Consider the following 13296-nt stretch of genomic DNA (forward strand, 5'->3'; position numbering starts at 1 on the left):
CCGCCGTAGGGGCATTGGCGCAGTTGGTAGCGCGCTTCGTTCGCATCGAAGAGGTCAGGAGTTCGAATCTCCTATGCTCCACCAATCAAAAGGCCCCGCTGTGTCGTATCCGTCGGCGTGGAGCGGTATTGTGTGACTTACCAGCGGCTGAGCCGCCTGCACCTCGTGTCTACGAGGTCACGATGTCGAACATCGGGTGATCCACCGCAGGTCAGAGTCATGACTCGATCAAGGTCAAGCTGATCGATGCTCGTCAGGCACTTCGGCGCCTCGAGCGCAAACGTCGTGATCCATTTCGGATCGTGACAGAGCTCAGCAGTGCGCCCGGCATGGAGCCGGGCACAAGGAGGAACGTGGCAACACCACGCCAGCGCAATGCAGGTCAAGGTCAGCGGCGAGCCCGCGGACCGCAGGACATCATGTCCGTCCTCGCCCGCGCCGTACGTGAGGTCGAAGCCGGTGCGCAGACCGGTCGCGTTTCGCCGACCCTTCGCACCAAGTTCCAAGCCGTAGCGCTCTTGGCGCGCGAAGAGCGTTCCCGCGTACGCGGCGACGCCACGATCAGTGAGTCCCAGCGCGCAGAGCTGCTGAAGCGCCTCGACGGGATCGGCACGATCCTGGCCAGGACCGCGGCCAGCGACACCTCGTTGATGTCGCTCCTCGGCGAGAACGCTGTCATCTCCGACGGTGCCAAGGAGCTCAAGCGCAAGATGATGAGCGCCACCGGCGCCGAGCTCGAGGAGGAGCCGGAGGTTGTCGCTGAACCCACGCCGACGTCCCGCGCTGCCGAACGCCAAGTTGTCCCGAAGTCAGTGATCACCCGACAGCTTGCCAACCCGTTCGTGGTGCCTGACTTCTCGGCCGCCGAGTCACAGAAGGTCCAAGCCCGCCGACTCGGTACGTGGGAGCTGCTCCAGCCGCTGCTCAACGCTTTCGAGCGCGCCGCAGGCGGAGCGTCGGCCTGCATGGACCTTCCGGATCCCTACGTGGACTCCAACTACGTCCCCGCGGGTCTCGAGCTCATGCGCCACCAGTCGCAGCTGGTCGATGCCGCATCCGACGGTCACCGTACGTTCCTGCTCGCCGACGAGCCCGGCCTCGGCAAGACTGCTCAGGCGCTGCTCGCAGCCCAGGCTGCCAAGGCCTACCCACTGCTCGTCGTTGTGCCCAACGTCGTCAAGACCAACTGGGCCCGCGAGGCCGAGACCTGGACGCCTCGCCACAAGGCGACCGTGATCCACGGCGACGGCGACAACATCGACGGCTTCGCTGACATCGTCATCGTCAACTACGAGGTGCTCGACCGTCACGTGGGCTGGCTGGGCGACCTCGGGTTCCGCGGGATGGTGCTTGACGAAGCGCACTTCATCAAGAACAAGTCCTCGCAGCGTTCCCAGCACGTGCTCGAGCTTTCCGACCGCATCCGCTCCCGCACAGCCCGCCCGCTGCTGATGGCGCTGACCGGTACACCGCTGATCAACGACATCGACGACTTCCTGGCCATCTGGGAGTACCTCGGCTGGATCGACAGCAAGAAGCCGCGTGCCGAGTTGATGCATGCTCTGGAGGAGACCGGTCTGACTCCGGTCGATCCTGGGTTCTACCCAGCCGCCCGCAACGCCGTGATCGACCTCGGCATCGTTCGCCGTCGCAAGATCGACGTCGCCGCCGACATTCCCGCCCGCCGCATCGCCGACATACCGGTTGAGCTGGACGACGAGGCCGGGCGCTCGATCAAGGAAGCCGAGCGCCAGCTCGCCAAGCGCATGGTTGCTCGCTACGAAAGCGCGCTGGCCACTCGCAAGGAAGGCATCACGGTCGAGGGCATCGATCACGAGCTCGTACGCCGTGTTGCCACCTGGGAGCGCGAGGATTCGTCGAGCAAGACCGACGAGAACGTGTTCAGCATGATGCGACGCATCGGTCAGGCCAAGGCAGGGCTGGCTGCCGACTACACGGCGCAGCTCGCGCACAGCGTTGGCAAGGTCGTCTTCTTCGCCAAGCACATCGATGTCATGGACACCGCCGAGGCGACCTTCGACAAGCGCGGCATCAAGTACATCTCGATCCGTGGCAACCAGGGCACTACGGCACGTCAGAAGGCCATCGACGCATTCACCAACGATCCAGACGTCGCGATCGCCGTCTGCTCGCTGACTGCTGCGGGTGTCGGCCTCAACCTTCAGGCCGCCTCCAACGTCGTGCTCGCCGAGCTTTCGTGGACAGATGCCGAGCAGACCCAGGCGATCGACCGCGTACACCGCATCGGCCAGGCCGAGCCCGTCACGGCGTGGCGCATCATTGCCTCGCAGACGCTCGATCCCAAGATCGCCGAGCTCATCGACAGCAAGGCCGGACTCGCGGCTCGCGCGCTCGATGGTTCGGACGAGGAGCTCTCGGACTCGACCGACCTGCAGCTTGAGGCACTCGTTGCCCTGCTGACCGAAGCACTGTCAGCCTGAGACGATCGCGATGCCGGCGACATACTCAAGCATGAGAGCTCGCTGGCTCGTTCCGCTGATCTTCCTTGCGCCGTTGCTTGTGCCGGCGCCTGCGTCAGCGCTCAGCTGCGTGCCGTTCTCCGAGCAGAAGCCCTATTCCAGTTTCGCTGGGACGATCGTCCAGCAGCGTGGTGACGCCTACCTGTTCGTTGTCCGCGAGGTGTGGAGCGGTCCAGACCTCGACGCGCGTACGTGGATTGCCTTCGACGAGCTTTGGTACGAACCAGTGCCAGCGGTCGGCGAAGCGTGGGTGATCTACGCGGATGAGTCGTTGCGCGCCAACACCTGCACCGCCACCCCTGACCGCGATGGTGCCGACGAGCTTCGCCCGGACAAGGTCAGGAAGCCGAAACCACCGACGTGGTGGAGCGAGATCCGTACGGGGCTTATGAGCGTCTGGACGCTGGTGCCCGAGCCGGTCATCGACGAGACTGGCTGAACTGACTCGAGGAGACGACATGGCCACCAAGCTCAACCCCTACATCAGTTTCCGCGACAACGCGAAGGAAGCCGCCGAGTTCTACCATTCGGTCTTCGGTGGCGAGTTGGAGATCAACACGTTCGGCGATACCCCCGGCATGGCCGACACGAGCGAAGCCGAGCTCGTCATGCACGCCTCGATCGTCACGCCGGGTGGACTCACGCTGTTCCTCGCCGACACCCCGGAGCACGTGGAGCAGAGCCCCGGCGGCGGCAACATCCAGATCTCGCTCAGCGGTGACGACGAGGCAGAGCTGCGCGGCTACTTCGATGGCCTGTCTGCCGGTGGCACACCGGGTGTGCCGCTGGAGAAGGTGCCTTGGGGCGACACCTTCGGGATGTTCACCGACAAGTTCGGCATCGCCTGGATGGTCAACATCCTCGGTTCCTGAATTGTCGCCTCGGCGTCGTACGCTCGCCGACATGGTGACAGTGGAGGATGTGCGTCAGCTCGCCGAAACGCTGCCACGCGCGTACGAAGTGTTGGTGCGTGACCGGATCAAGTTCCGCGTGGGCAGCTTGGTGTTTGTAGCGTTCTCACGCGACGAGGAGTTCATGGGGTTCGGCTTCCCCAAGGAGGAACGGGCCGACCTCGTGGCCAACCGACCGGACACCTTCCTGATGCCGCACCCCAGCGACATGCGCTATCAGTGGGTGGCCGCCCGGATGGCCATGCTCGAGGTCGACGAGATGGAAGAGTTGGTCATCGATGCCTGGCGCATGTGCGTGCCCAAGTTCCTGGCGCGTGAATACCTAGAAGGTCGCTAGTTCCACTCGCGGCGACGAGCGATGAGCCGGTAGGCGCCGTAGAGCACCACAGCGATTGCGGCCCAAGGGAGCATGATCCCGACGAACTCGACGATGTTGTTGAGCGTCGAGACCAATGCGTTCCAGCCGTCGATCACCCCACCCTTGAAACCGCCGGGGGAGACGCTGTCGGCCTTGGCCTTCTCTGACAGCTCAATAGAGAGCGTCGACAGCTGCACCTGGTCGGCGATGGACGTCCGCTGCGCCGCCAGGCTCTCGAGCTGCTCCTGACGCTGGGTGAGTGCGCCTTCGGCCTTGATCAGCTCGCCGCTCGTCGTCGCGTCGGCCATGATCTTCTGGAGACGCTTGATCGACACCTTGAGTGCATCGATCCGGGCGTCGAGATCCTGGGCCTGAGACGTCACGTCCTGGTTCTGGAGCGACACATTGGTGACCGAGCCGTATGTCTTGAGCTTGGCGATCGTCGCCGTCACCTTGTTGCTCGGCACGCGGACCTCGAGATACGCGGCCTCGTAGTTGTCGTCGGAGCTCTCGCTTCGGGAGTCGACGCGACCACCGATCGAGTCGACATACGCGCTGACCTTCTGAGCGGATCCGCGCGGATCGCCGACTGTGACGCTGACCGAGCCCGTCACGATCACTTCGCGGTCTGCGTCGAGCAGGTATGAGTCGCGGCCAGCCTCAGGTGCCGCCTCATCTGTCAGCGCTCCCGCGGCTGAGTCGGGTGCCGCAGCCTTGGAGTCGCTTCCGCTGTCGCCGGCTTCGATCGAGGATCGGGAGAGCGCGTCGTCGTTGCCGTCGTTCGGACCGTTGATGGCGTTGAGTCCGAAGGTGCCGAAGCCGACAACCAGCACGCTGGCGGCGGCGAGGCCGACCACTCGGCGGGTACGAGTGCCACGGCGCTTGATGTCGCTGTCGACGGCATTCATGACAGTGGAGCGCATCGTCTCGATGCGGTCGTCAGTGAGCATGGCGTTCATTGCTGCCCTCTCATTTAGATAGTCCTCATGGAGCGGAGGTCGGCACGGAGCCGGCTTCGAAGTCTGGAAAGTCGATTGCGTACGACGGCGTGGCTCACGCCGAGTTCGCGGGCTGCGAGTTCGTAGGTGTGATCGCCGACGACGCAGAGGTCGTACAGCTGGCGGTCGGTGGGCGAGAGAGCTGCGACGGCCTTGTCGATCTCGGCCCGTATCTGTGCACCTTCGACCTCGTCTTCGACGGACGATCCGTCGTCGACCATGTCCTGGTCGAGCTCGCTGTGGCGAGCCTTGAGGGCCCGCCGGCGGGCGTTGAGTGCTGTGAATCGTGCGGTGACCAGCAACCACGGCAGAGCGGACTCGTCGACCAGGTTGATGGCGCGGATCTTGTTCCAGGTTGTGATGAACACGTCCTGGGTGATGTCCTCGGCTTCGTCGGCGTCGCGTACGACCGAAAACGCCTGCCAATAGACCGGGCGCACGTGGCGGTCGTAGAGCTGTCCGAAGGCGGCACGATCGCCATCGGCGGCACGCGCCAACAGCTCCGCGTCGCCGTGCGGGGGTGCTTCTGTTGTCGGTGAGGCCACCGTCGGCTCCGATCTTCGCTCTGGTTCGGACGTCTATTCCACTTATGTCGAGACAACCACGAACGTCTCAGTAAAGTAGAAGAACGTGCGCGAGGAGGTGCAGGCATGCGACGCATGATCGTGCTGGTCGTCGGCCTCATCGCGCTGGTCGTCACAGTTGTTGCAGTTCAGCTTCCGACCGACAGCGCCAAGAGTGTAGAAGCGCCGGTGGTGGTTCCGCCGCGTGAAGCGCCTGAGCCACGGTTCAGCCGTACGACGTACGGGCTGACCAATCTCGATGGCTCCACCGCCATGCTCGACGAGTGCAAGGGGCCCGTCGCGGTGTGGCTGGGAGAGGGCCGGCCGACCCTTGTCGCTGAGCACGACTACTGCGGTGGCATGTTCTGGATGTCCAAACTCAAAGAGGGCGATGCGGTCGAGTTGGACGGCAAAGGCGTCGATGACGGGATCTTCGTGGTGACGAGCCTGACCTACGAAACTCGCAATGAAGTGACGGTCGGGGACCTTCCCGAAGCCGACTTGGTCCTGCAGACCTGCGTGACCAAGACCAGGCTGGTGTTGGTCGGCTTGGAACGTTTCGAAGCCTGACCCGATCGAGTCATTTCCTTCAGATTCGACTCCTCGGTGACCTGACCGGGCTACCTTGGATTCGTGTGTTGGGGGCGCACCATGAGCCGAGGGAGCGGACATGATGAACCTTTGGGGAGTACAAAGGCGCACAACTGATCGCGAAGGCGACCAGGGAGTGACATCGATCGAATATGGCTTGTTGGCAACAGCAGTGGCACTGCTCGCCTCGGCCGGCGTATTTGGCCTTGGGCCCAGAGTTTTGGCGATATTCCAGTCAATTATCCCCTGATCGCCGCCAGCGAAGCTCGCAATTTTCCGCCTGCGCTGAACCTCCGTCCATAGTCCGAAATGACTAGCAATAATCATCCTTAAATGTGCAGACAGCGGGCCAAAGTGGGCCTAATTTGGGGCTTGGGAGAGTCACTCGTCTGAGTGACTTAAATGATTGAGGGAGTAACTCACATGTCTGCATTCAACAAGTTGTTCGCTGTTCTGTCGTCGTTCCAGGCACGCGCTGAGCGTCGTGACGAAGATGGCGTAACCGCCATCGAGTACGCACTCATGGCTGCCGGCGTTGCCGTCATCGTGGTGGCAGGTCTTGCCATCCTCGGCCCGAAGGTCAACGGCCTCTTCACGGGCATCAGCCTGTAAGTCGAACACCACACAGCGCACTCGGGGCGCTGATGTCGCGCCGCGAATCCCCCGGGGTTCACGGCGCGACGTGGTTTCGGCCGAGCTCATGCCTCGTCATGCTCGGGACGATCGTGGAGTCGCCATGGTCGAGTTCGCACTTATCGTCCCTTTTCTGCTTCTGCTGATCTGTGGCGTCATCGATTTCGGTGAGCGCTACAAGACATCAGCCCAGTACAACAACGCCGCCTTCGTTGCTGCGCGCTCGATGACCATCGAGAACAACACGACGAAGGCCAAGGCGGCCGCGGTCAGCGCCGGTATGCCGAGCTCGCTGACCCCGGTGATCACGTTCACCTCCGGATACACCTCGTGCGCACAGGCCAGTGACGGAACGTTCGGGAACGTGACCGTGACCATCACCAACGCATCCAAGGCTTCGGCCACCAAATTCTTCGGCACCACGTACTCAGTCACTGGAAAGGCGGTAGCGCGATGCAGTGGAACCTAAAGCGACGCCAGCGCCGGGACGATCGAGGTGTCACTGCAGTCCTGGTCGGCATTCTCGCCACAACCCTCATCGCAGCTGTCGGTATGAGCGTCGATGTGGGCAATGCGTACGTCCAGAGGCAGAAGCTTCAGACCGCAACCGACAATGCGGCGCTCGCGATCGCCCAGGACTGCGCCCTGTACCGAAACACCTGCTATTCGGCGAACGGCAACGCCCCGAAGTCGACGGCCAACTTTGTGGTCGGCCAGAACATCAGCAATGCCAGTGCCGAGGTCGTGGGAACGGTCAGTCCTTCTTCGACGTCGGTCACCGTCGAGTCCGTCAAGACGATGCCGTTCGCGTTCGCCAAGCTCGTCGGTGTTTCGTCCAAGACTGCGACGGTGCGGGCGACGGCGACCTGGGACAAAGCACCCAAAGAGGGCTACCCCCTTCTGCCTATGGCTGTCGGCTACTGCCAGTACCTGGCCAACGACTACCCCGCGACGCAACACATTCTGCTGCGCACCGACTTGTTGAGCGCGACTCTCAAAGGTCTGATCGCGACATTGAACTTGCTCGGCCTGCCGCTGACGAACTGGTTCCCCAACTCGACGTGTACTGGGCCAACCGGCCACGCACTCAACATGAGCAACGGGGCCGTATGGCTCACCGCACTGGTCGACGTACTGGACCTTTTCGACGTCAGCAACATGTCGCTGTGCAACATGAAGGTCAAGATCATCGAGACAATGATCGTCTCGACGGTCTCACCGGTGATTGCTCCGACGGCCTGCGTCAACAAGCTCAAGCTGGGCACGATCGCGATGATGCCGATCTACGAGTCGTACTCGCCGCTCACCGTGCTGTCCTCTTCGATCACCTTGCGCATCGTTGGCTTTGCGCCCTTCAAGATCACAGGTTGGCAGGAGCCAGGCAACGCCAAGAACGATGCGACGGCGACCCCGTCCTGCCTGAACATCCTGACTCTGACCTGCCAGGGAATTCAGGGCTACTTCGTGCGATCCGTCGTACAGGACCCCGATCAGGTCTTTGCCTATGACAGCGCTGCGCCGGATCTCGGCGGCGTCAAGCTCTCCACCCGGCTGAGTAACTAGCCATGAGAAGGGAACACCCGTGAAGAAGAAACTCGTAGCGATTGTCAGCGCGGCTGTCCTCGCGATCATGGGCATCATCGCCCTCGTCAACTACGCCAATGGGGCAGACGAGCGAGCTTTCGATGGTGCGCAGCTGGTCGAAGTCCTGGTCGTCAAGGATGAGATCCCTGCGGAGACGCCGGCCAGCCGCATCACCACGGCCGTCGAGCTCAAGAAGGTGCCGGTCAGTGTGCGGGCCGAAGGTGCTCTGACCAGCTTGGATTCGGTCAGGTCCCTGTCGACGAACGTTTCGCTCAAGCCTGGTGAGCAGCTGCTCAAGGCGCGGTTCGGAGCCCTCACCGGCAAGGACGGCAAGTCATCGTCGCTGCCGGCTGGCATGCAGGAGGTCAGCATTTCGCTGTCGGCTCCGCGTATGCCCACAGGCACCATCAAGGCAGGTGACCGGGTTGGCCTGGTGGTCAGCTACGCCAAACAAGGCAACGACGGCGGCTACACCAACGTCATCAAGAACAACCTGCTCGTGACACGTGTCTCGCAATCGGCTCTCGGCAAGGTGGGCGCCGACGAAGCAGGCGTCCCCTCGCTTGTCACGTTCGCGGTCGATCCGCTGGACGCCGAGCGGATCGTGAATGCCGCCGAATTCGGCAAGGTGTGGTTGACGCTGCAGAACTCTCAGACCGATACGTCAGGTTCCAAGATGATCGAGTCAAAGGACGTGGTGAAATGAGCAGGATCCTCCTCCTTGGTGGCGATGGCGGCCTGGAGTTCCGGTTGGGGCAGTTTCCCGGCAACCTGTTGGTTCCGATCTCGGCGCTCGTCGTCGAGAAGCCGGAGTTCGACATACGCGCCTTGATGATCGATGACCACCTTCCTGATCTGGTCGTGTTTGGACCTCAGATCAGCCGTCATACGACGATGTCGGTGGCGAGCCTGCTTGACGCGATGCACCCGCAGATCAGCGTGGTGCTGGTTGCTGAGCCGACCAACGACCTGATCCTCGAGGCGATGCGTTCAGGTATCCGGGACGTGTTGTCGCCCGAGGCGAGCGACGAAGAATTCCGGATCATGCTCCTCAAGGCGCACGACCATTCGTCACGGCGCAATGTTCGCCGCCGATCCACTGACGAAGAGGTTGAGCGGACCGTCGAGAGTCGGGTCGTGGTGGTTGCTTCGCCCAAGGGTGGGGTAGGCAAGTCGACCATCGCGGTCAACTTGGCGGTCGGTCTGGCGAAGCAGGCACCGATGGACGTCGTGCTGGTCGACCTGGACCTTCAGTTCGGCGATGTCGCGACGCATCTGGACCTGAAGCCTGCTCACTCACTCGCTGACGCGTTTGCCAGTCAGGGCGGGCTGGACACGTTGCTTCTCAAGACCTTCCTCACCGCGCACCCAGCAGGGTTCTATGCGTTGTGTGGTTCAGAGTCTCCAGCTGCGGCCGACAAGATCGGAGCCAAGCAGGTTCGGGAGCTTCTCGCATCGCTCGCCTCGCAGTTCCGGTTCGTGATCGTAGATACGGGTGCGGGCCTCGATGAACCGACCTTGGCAGCCCTCGAGGAAGCCAACGATGCAGTGTTCGTGTCGAGCATGGACGTTGCGAGCGTTCGCAACGTCCGCAAGGAGATCGAAGTGCTTGCGACGCTGAACATCCTGCCCGGAGCGCGCCACCTCGTACTCAACTTCGCTGATCGCCAGTCGGGTCTTTCCGTACGTGACGTCGAAGCGGTTGTCGGGTTGCCGGTCAACGTAGTGGTCCCTCGTGCCCCCGAAGTGGCGCTGGCATCCAATCGCGGAGTACCGGTGCTGATGGAGGCCAAGAGCGGGGCTGCCGCGAAGGCCATCAAGAACGTCGTCAAGCGATTCGAGGGTGAAGGGCCTGCTCCTGCCCCATTCGCACATAAGGGAGTTGCATTCTCATGAGTCTGAGCGATCGGCTCGATGCAGCACGGCTCAATGTCGTTGAGCCGGTCGATGACGGCTACAAGCGAGCTCGCACGACCCAAAAGCGGGTGAACGAGGAGCCTGAGCCACAGCCCGTTGATGCGCTTGCGTCGGTCAAGGCGCGCGCCATCGACTCGTTGTTCGAAAGCATCGGTAGTCGCATCAGCGACGCAACACTGACCGAGGAGCAGCTCCAGGAGTTCGTCCGAGAGGAGCTTGTCCGCATCGTTGGATCCGAGCAGCTCCTTCTTACGGCCGACGAGCGCAAGCGGCTGATCCAGGACATTGAGGATGATGCCCTCGGTCTGGGGCCGCTCCAGCGACTTCTTCAGGATCCGACCGTCACGGAAATCATGGTCAACGGCCACGAGCGGATCTACGTCGAGCGCGGCGGCCGGCTCATTGAGAGCGGCATGAAGTTCGCCTCAGAAGAGCATCTCCGCCGGGTGATCGAGCGGATCGTGGCCAACGTTGGTCGTCGTATTGATGAGTCGTCGCCGTTGGTCGACGCGAGACTTGCCGATGGCTCACGCGTCAACGCCATCATTCCGCCGCTTGCTGCGCATGGATCGTCGTTGACGATCCGCAAGTTCTCCGAAACCCCGTTCAAGGTGGCTGACCTCGTACGCTTCGGCGCCTTCACCGAACCGATGGCTGAGCTGCTGCACGCGTGCGTGCTGTCGAGGCTCAACATCATCGTCTCGGGCGGTACCGGCACCGGAAAGACGACGCTGCTGAACGTGTTGTCCTCCTTCATCCCGACGGATGAGCGGATCGTGACGATCGAGGATGCACTCGAAATCAAGCTGCAGCAGGACCACGTCGTGAGCCTCGAGAGCCGCCCTCCGAACATCGAGGGCAAGGGTGAGGTCACGATTCGCGACCTGGTGCGCAACTCGCTGCGAATGCGACCCGATCGCATCGTGGTTGGTGAGGTGCGTGGTGGCGAGAGCCTCGACATGCTCCAGGCGATGAACACCGGTCACGACGGATCGCTGTCGACGGTTCACGCCAACTCGCCGCGAGACTCCATTTCCCGCCTGGAAACTCTGGTCCTGATGGCTGGAATGGATCTCCCGTTGCGAGCTGTGCGAGAGCAGATCGCCTCCGCAGTGGACCTCATTGTGCAGCTGACGCGACTTCGTGACGGCTCGCGACGGGTCACGGCTGTCACCGAAGTGTTGGGAATGGAGGGCGACACGGTCGTCCTGCAGGACATCTTCACGTTCGACTTCAGCGCAGGAACTGACGCCGAGGGGCGCTTCCTGGGAGCGCAGAAGTTCACCGGAATCCGCCCGCGGTTCATTGACAAGTTCGAGGAGTACGGCATTGCCTACTCGCCGGAGACCTTCATGTCAGCGATGGGAGGGGTCGTTCGATGAGCTTGTTTCTCGGAGTCGTACTCGTCATCGCCGCGCTCGGCTCGCTCGCGTACGGGGCCCTGGCGCCAAGTGTGGGCAAGTTGGCGATTTCGCGACGGCGTCCTACCGATGTGCCAGCCAAGCCGCAGCTCGTCGTCCTCACGGACAGCTTGGCCTCATTCGTTGATTCGATCCTCAAGCGTCGTGGGTGGGTTCCGTTTCCTGCCCAGGAGATCGAAATGGCCTCTTTGGGGGTCACCCCCGGCTCCTTGGTCGTCATCGTCTCGTCCTTTACGTTCACGGTCTTGTTGATCTCCACTGCGGTCACCGGCAGCTTTCTTGCCGGCCTCGGGTGCGCAGTGCTTGTTCCTGTGATCACCAAGGTCGTGCTTCGTAGTCGTGGTTCGAAGCGCCGCAAGGCATTTGGCGACCAGCTCGATGAGTCACTCCAGATGATCGCCTCGGCGCTCCGGGCAGGCCACAGCCTTCCGCGCGCGATGGACACGGCGTCGCGGGAAGCCCCGGCACCTACCTCGGAGGAGTTCGCGCGCATCGTGAACGAGAACCGAATCGGGCGAGATTTCGTCGAAGCAATGCACACGACGGCCACCCGGATGCAAAGTGACGATTTTCGCTGGGTCGCCGACGCTGTGGCCGTACAGCGAGACACAGGCGGCAACCTCAACGAGGTGCTCGATGGAGTCGGCAACACGATCCGCGAACGCAACGCGATCCTCCGAGAGGTCCAAACCCTCTCGGCAGAAGGCCGGATGTCAGCGATTGTCTTGATGGCGCTGCCAGTATTTGTTGCCCTGGGCATGGTCGTGGTGAATCCGGGCTACATGGCGCCGCTGTTTGACGGCAATGCAGGGCTGGTCGTGTTGGGCATTTCGCTCGTGCTCTTTGTCGTGGGCGGCTTCTGGATGCGCGTCATCGTGAATGTGAAGGTCTGATCATGGGTCCCAACTTTTCTCTGGTCGTGGGGGTACTGCTCGTCGCCTTGGCCGTTGTGTGTTTGGCGCCGGCCTTGGAGATCGAGGGGTCGTCCGCAAAGAAGGTGATGAAGAAGCGCATCCAGGCCATGCAGGTGAAGCCCGTTGACGGCTCTGGGGCGCCGCGCAAGCAGCTCGCCGCGAAACATCCGGAGCTGGGCCCGCTCAGAATGATTGCCACGCGTTCGGCAGTCACCCGGATTGAACGGCATCTGGCGTTGGCCGGACTCGGTGCGGATCGGTTGCCGCTCGTGGTGCTGTTCAAGGTCCTGACTCCAGCGCTGGTCCTTTTGCTCACGCCCGTCGTGACCTCAGCCGACAAGCCGATGTTCTGGTTGATCTTCTTTGTGGCGTTGGGTATTTCGTACTTTGCGCCCGACATCATCGTTCACGGTCGAGCAGAAGAACGTCAGAAGCGAATGATGTACGACCTTCCTGACGTCCTCGACCAGATGACCATTTCGATTGAGGCCGGAATGGGATTTGAGTCAGCGATGGCTCGCGTGGGGGCAAACAACAGCGGCCCTCTCGGCGAGGAGATCGTCCGGACCGTACAGGACATGACTTTGGGTATGGCTCGACGCGACGCGTACCTTGCACTCGCCTCGCGCAACAACGTCGAGGATCTTCGCCGGTTCACGAAGAGCATCATTCAGGCCGAGGAGTTCGGCGTCCCCATCTCGCAGGTGGTGCGAGTCCAGGCTGAGGAGATGCGAGACAAGCGTCGGCAGCGAGCGCGCGAAACGGCCCAGAAGGTTCCGGTGAAGCTGCTCTTCCCGATGCTGACGTGCGTCATGCCCGTCTTGTTCATCGTGATCCTGACGCCCGCTTTCCTTGCCATGGGCAAATCACTCTGACGCAAGCCCTTGCTACGTCACTTTACATTT

Annotated in this window: 15 protein-coding genes and 1 tRNA gene; 14 read left to right on the forward strand and 2 right to left on the reverse strand. The window is 62.3% G+C overall.

Annotated features, from left to right (window positions below; all coding sequences use genetic code 11):
- Positions 1-8 precede the first annotated feature (8 nt).
- From J2X11_RS04660 to J2X11_RS04680, 5 genes are all read left to right on the forward strand, one after another.
- A tRNA-Ala gene (locus J2X11_RS04660) sits at positions 9-84 on the forward strand.
- Positions 85-329: 245 nt separating this feature from the next.
- A complete protein-coding gene (locus tag J2X11_RS04665) occupies positions 330-2462 on the forward strand; it encodes a DEAD/DEAH box helicase (protein ID WP_396127868.1) in 2133 nt (710 codons plus the stop codon).
- Positions 2463-2493: 31 nt separating this feature from the next.
- Positions 2494-2940, forward strand: coding sequence for a hypothetical protein (locus tag J2X11_RS04670; protein ID WP_309967220.1), 447 nt, complete (start codon positions 2494-2496; stop codon positions 2938-2940).
- 19 nt (positions 2941-2959) lie between these two features.
- Complete coding sequence (locus J2X11_RS04675; protein ID WP_309967222.1) at positions 2960-3373, forward strand: VOC family protein; 414 nt, start codon at positions 2960-2962, stop codon at positions 3371-3373.
- 31 nt (positions 3374-3404) lie between these two features.
- Entirely contained in the window at positions 3405-3749 is a 345-nt protein-coding gene (locus J2X11_RS04680) for an MmcQ/YjbR family DNA-binding protein (protein WP_309967224.1), read from the forward strand.
- Here the strand turns inward: J2X11_RS04680 and J2X11_RS04685 are convergent.
- A complete protein-coding gene (locus J2X11_RS04685; RefSeq protein ID WP_309967226.1) occupies positions 3746-4729 on the reverse strand; it encodes a DUF4349 domain-containing protein in 984 nt (327 codons plus the stop codon). The two genes, J2X11_RS04680 and J2X11_RS04685, sit on opposite strands and share 4 nt — an antisense overlap.
- Before the next feature lie 14 nt (positions 4730-4743).
- Positions 4744-5313 carry an RNA polymerase sigma factor gene (locus tag J2X11_RS04690; protein ID WP_309967228.1) on the reverse strand — a complete coding sequence of 190 codons (570 nt, stop codon included), beginning with the start codon at positions 5311-5313 and terminating at the stop codon, positions 4744-4746.
- Positions 5314-5418: 105 nt separating this feature from the next.
- Here J2X11_RS04690 and J2X11_RS04695 point away from each other — a divergent pair, with 105 nt between their 5' ends.
- From J2X11_RS04695 to J2X11_RS04735, 9 genes are all read left to right on the forward strand, one after another.
- Positions 5419-5901 (forward strand): sortase family protein, encoded by a 483-nt coding sequence (locus J2X11_RS04695; protein ID WP_309967230.1) that lies wholly within the window; start codon positions 5419-5421, stop codon positions 5899-5901.
- Between the two features lie 444 nt (positions 5902-6345).
- On the forward strand, positions 6346-6534 hold the full coding sequence (locus tag J2X11_RS04700) for a Flp family type IVb pilin (RefSeq protein ID WP_309967232.1): 189 nt from the start codon (positions 6346-6348) through the stop codon (positions 6532-6534).
- Between the two features lie 124 nt (positions 6535-6658).
- Complete coding sequence (locus J2X11_RS04705; protein WP_309967234.1) at positions 6659-7024, forward strand: TadE/TadG family type IV pilus assembly protein; 366 nt, start codon at positions 6659-6661, stop codon at positions 7022-7024.
- Positions 7009-8118 carry a pilus assembly protein gene (locus J2X11_RS04710; protein WP_309967236.1) on the forward strand — a complete coding sequence of 370 codons (1110 nt, stop codon included), beginning with the start codon at positions 7009-7011 and terminating at the stop codon, positions 8116-8118. Before J2X11_RS04705 ends, J2X11_RS04710 begins: the two co-directional genes overlap by 16 nt.
- A gap of 19 nt (positions 8119-8137) precedes the next feature.
- Positions 8138-8845, forward strand: a complete 708-nt coding sequence (cpaB, locus tag J2X11_RS04715) for a Flp pilus assembly protein CpaB (protein WP_309967238.1) — start codon at positions 8138-8140, stop codon at positions 8843-8845.
- On the forward strand, positions 8842-10035 hold the full coding sequence (locus J2X11_RS04720) for an AAA family ATPase (RefSeq protein WP_309967240.1): 1194 nt from the start codon (positions 8842-8844) through the stop codon (positions 10033-10035). Before cpaB ends, J2X11_RS04720 begins: the two co-directional genes overlap by 4 nt.
- Complete coding sequence (locus J2X11_RS04725; RefSeq protein ID WP_309967242.1) at positions 10032-11438, forward strand: CpaF family protein; 1407 nt, start codon at positions 10032-10034, stop codon at positions 11436-11438. Before J2X11_RS04720 ends, J2X11_RS04725 begins: the two co-directional genes overlap by 4 nt.
- Positions 11435-12370 (forward strand): type II secretion system F family protein, encoded by a 936-nt coding sequence (locus J2X11_RS04730; protein WP_309967244.1) that lies wholly within the window; start codon positions 11435-11437, stop codon positions 12368-12370. The genes J2X11_RS04725 and J2X11_RS04730 overlap by 4 nt, the downstream gene beginning before the upstream one ends.
- A gap of 2 nt (positions 12371-12372) precedes the next feature.
- Entirely contained in the window at positions 12373-13266 is an 894-nt protein-coding gene (locus J2X11_RS04735; protein ID WP_309967246.1) for a type II secretion system F family protein, read from the forward strand.
- Positions 13267-13296: the final 30 nt, after the last annotated feature.

The sequence above is a fragment of the Aeromicrobium panaciterrae genome (assembly GCF_031457275.1).
In the GTDB taxonomy this organism is placed as follows: domain Bacteria; phylum Actinomycetota; class Actinomycetes; order Propionibacteriales; family Nocardioidaceae; genus Aeromicrobium; species Aeromicrobium panaciterrae_A.

Coding starts and splice junctions, on each gene's coding strand:
- J2X11_RS04685 (WP_309967226.1), bottom strand. CDS start 4,729: ATGAACGCCATGCTCACTGACGACCGCATCGAGACGATGCGCTCCACT.
- J2X11_RS04680 (WP_309967224.1), top strand. CDS start 3,405: ATGGTGACAGTGGAGGATGTGCGTCAGCTCGCCGAAACGCTGCCACGC.
- J2X11_RS04725 (WP_309967242.1), top strand. CDS start 10,032: ATGAGTCTGAGCGATCGGCTCGATGCAGCACGGCTCAATGTCGTTGAG.
- J2X11_RS04730 (WP_309967244.1), top strand. CDS start 11,435: ATGAGCTTGTTTCTCGGAGTCGTACTCGTCATCGCCGCGCTCGGCTCG.
- J2X11_RS04670 (WP_309967220.1), top strand. CDS start 2,494: ATGAGAGCTCGCTGGCTCGTTCCGCTGATCTTCCTTGCGCCGTTGCTT.
- J2X11_RS04710 (WP_309967236.1), top strand. CDS start 7,009: ATGCAGTGGAACCTAAAGCGACGCCAGCGCCGGGACGATCGAGGTGTC.
- J2X11_RS04720 (WP_309967240.1), top strand. CDS start 8,842: ATGAGCAGGATCCTCCTCCTTGGTGGCGATGGCGGCCTGGAGTTCCGG.
- J2X11_RS04675 (WP_309967222.1), top strand. CDS start 2,960: ATGGCCACCAAGCTCAACCCCTACATCAGTTTCCGCGACAACGCGAAG.
- J2X11_RS04695 (WP_309967230.1), top strand. CDS start 5,419: ATGCGACGCATGATCGTGCTGGTCGTCGGCCTCATCGCGCTGGTCGTC.
- J2X11_RS04665 (WP_396127868.1), top strand. CDS start 330: ATGGAGCCGGGCACAAGGAGGAACGTGGCAACACCACGCCAGCGCAAT.
- J2X11_RS04700 (WP_309967232.1), top strand. CDS start 6,346: ATGTCTGCATTCAACAAGTTGTTCGCTGTTCTGTCGTCGTTCCAGGCA.
- J2X11_RS04735 (WP_309967246.1), top strand. CDS start 12,373: ATGGGTCCCAACTTTTCTCTGGTCGTGGGGGTACTGCTCGTCGCCTTG.
- J2X11_RS04705 (WP_309967234.1), top strand. CDS start 6,659: ATGGTCGAGTTCGCACTTATCGTCCCTTTTCTGCTTCTGCTGATCTGT.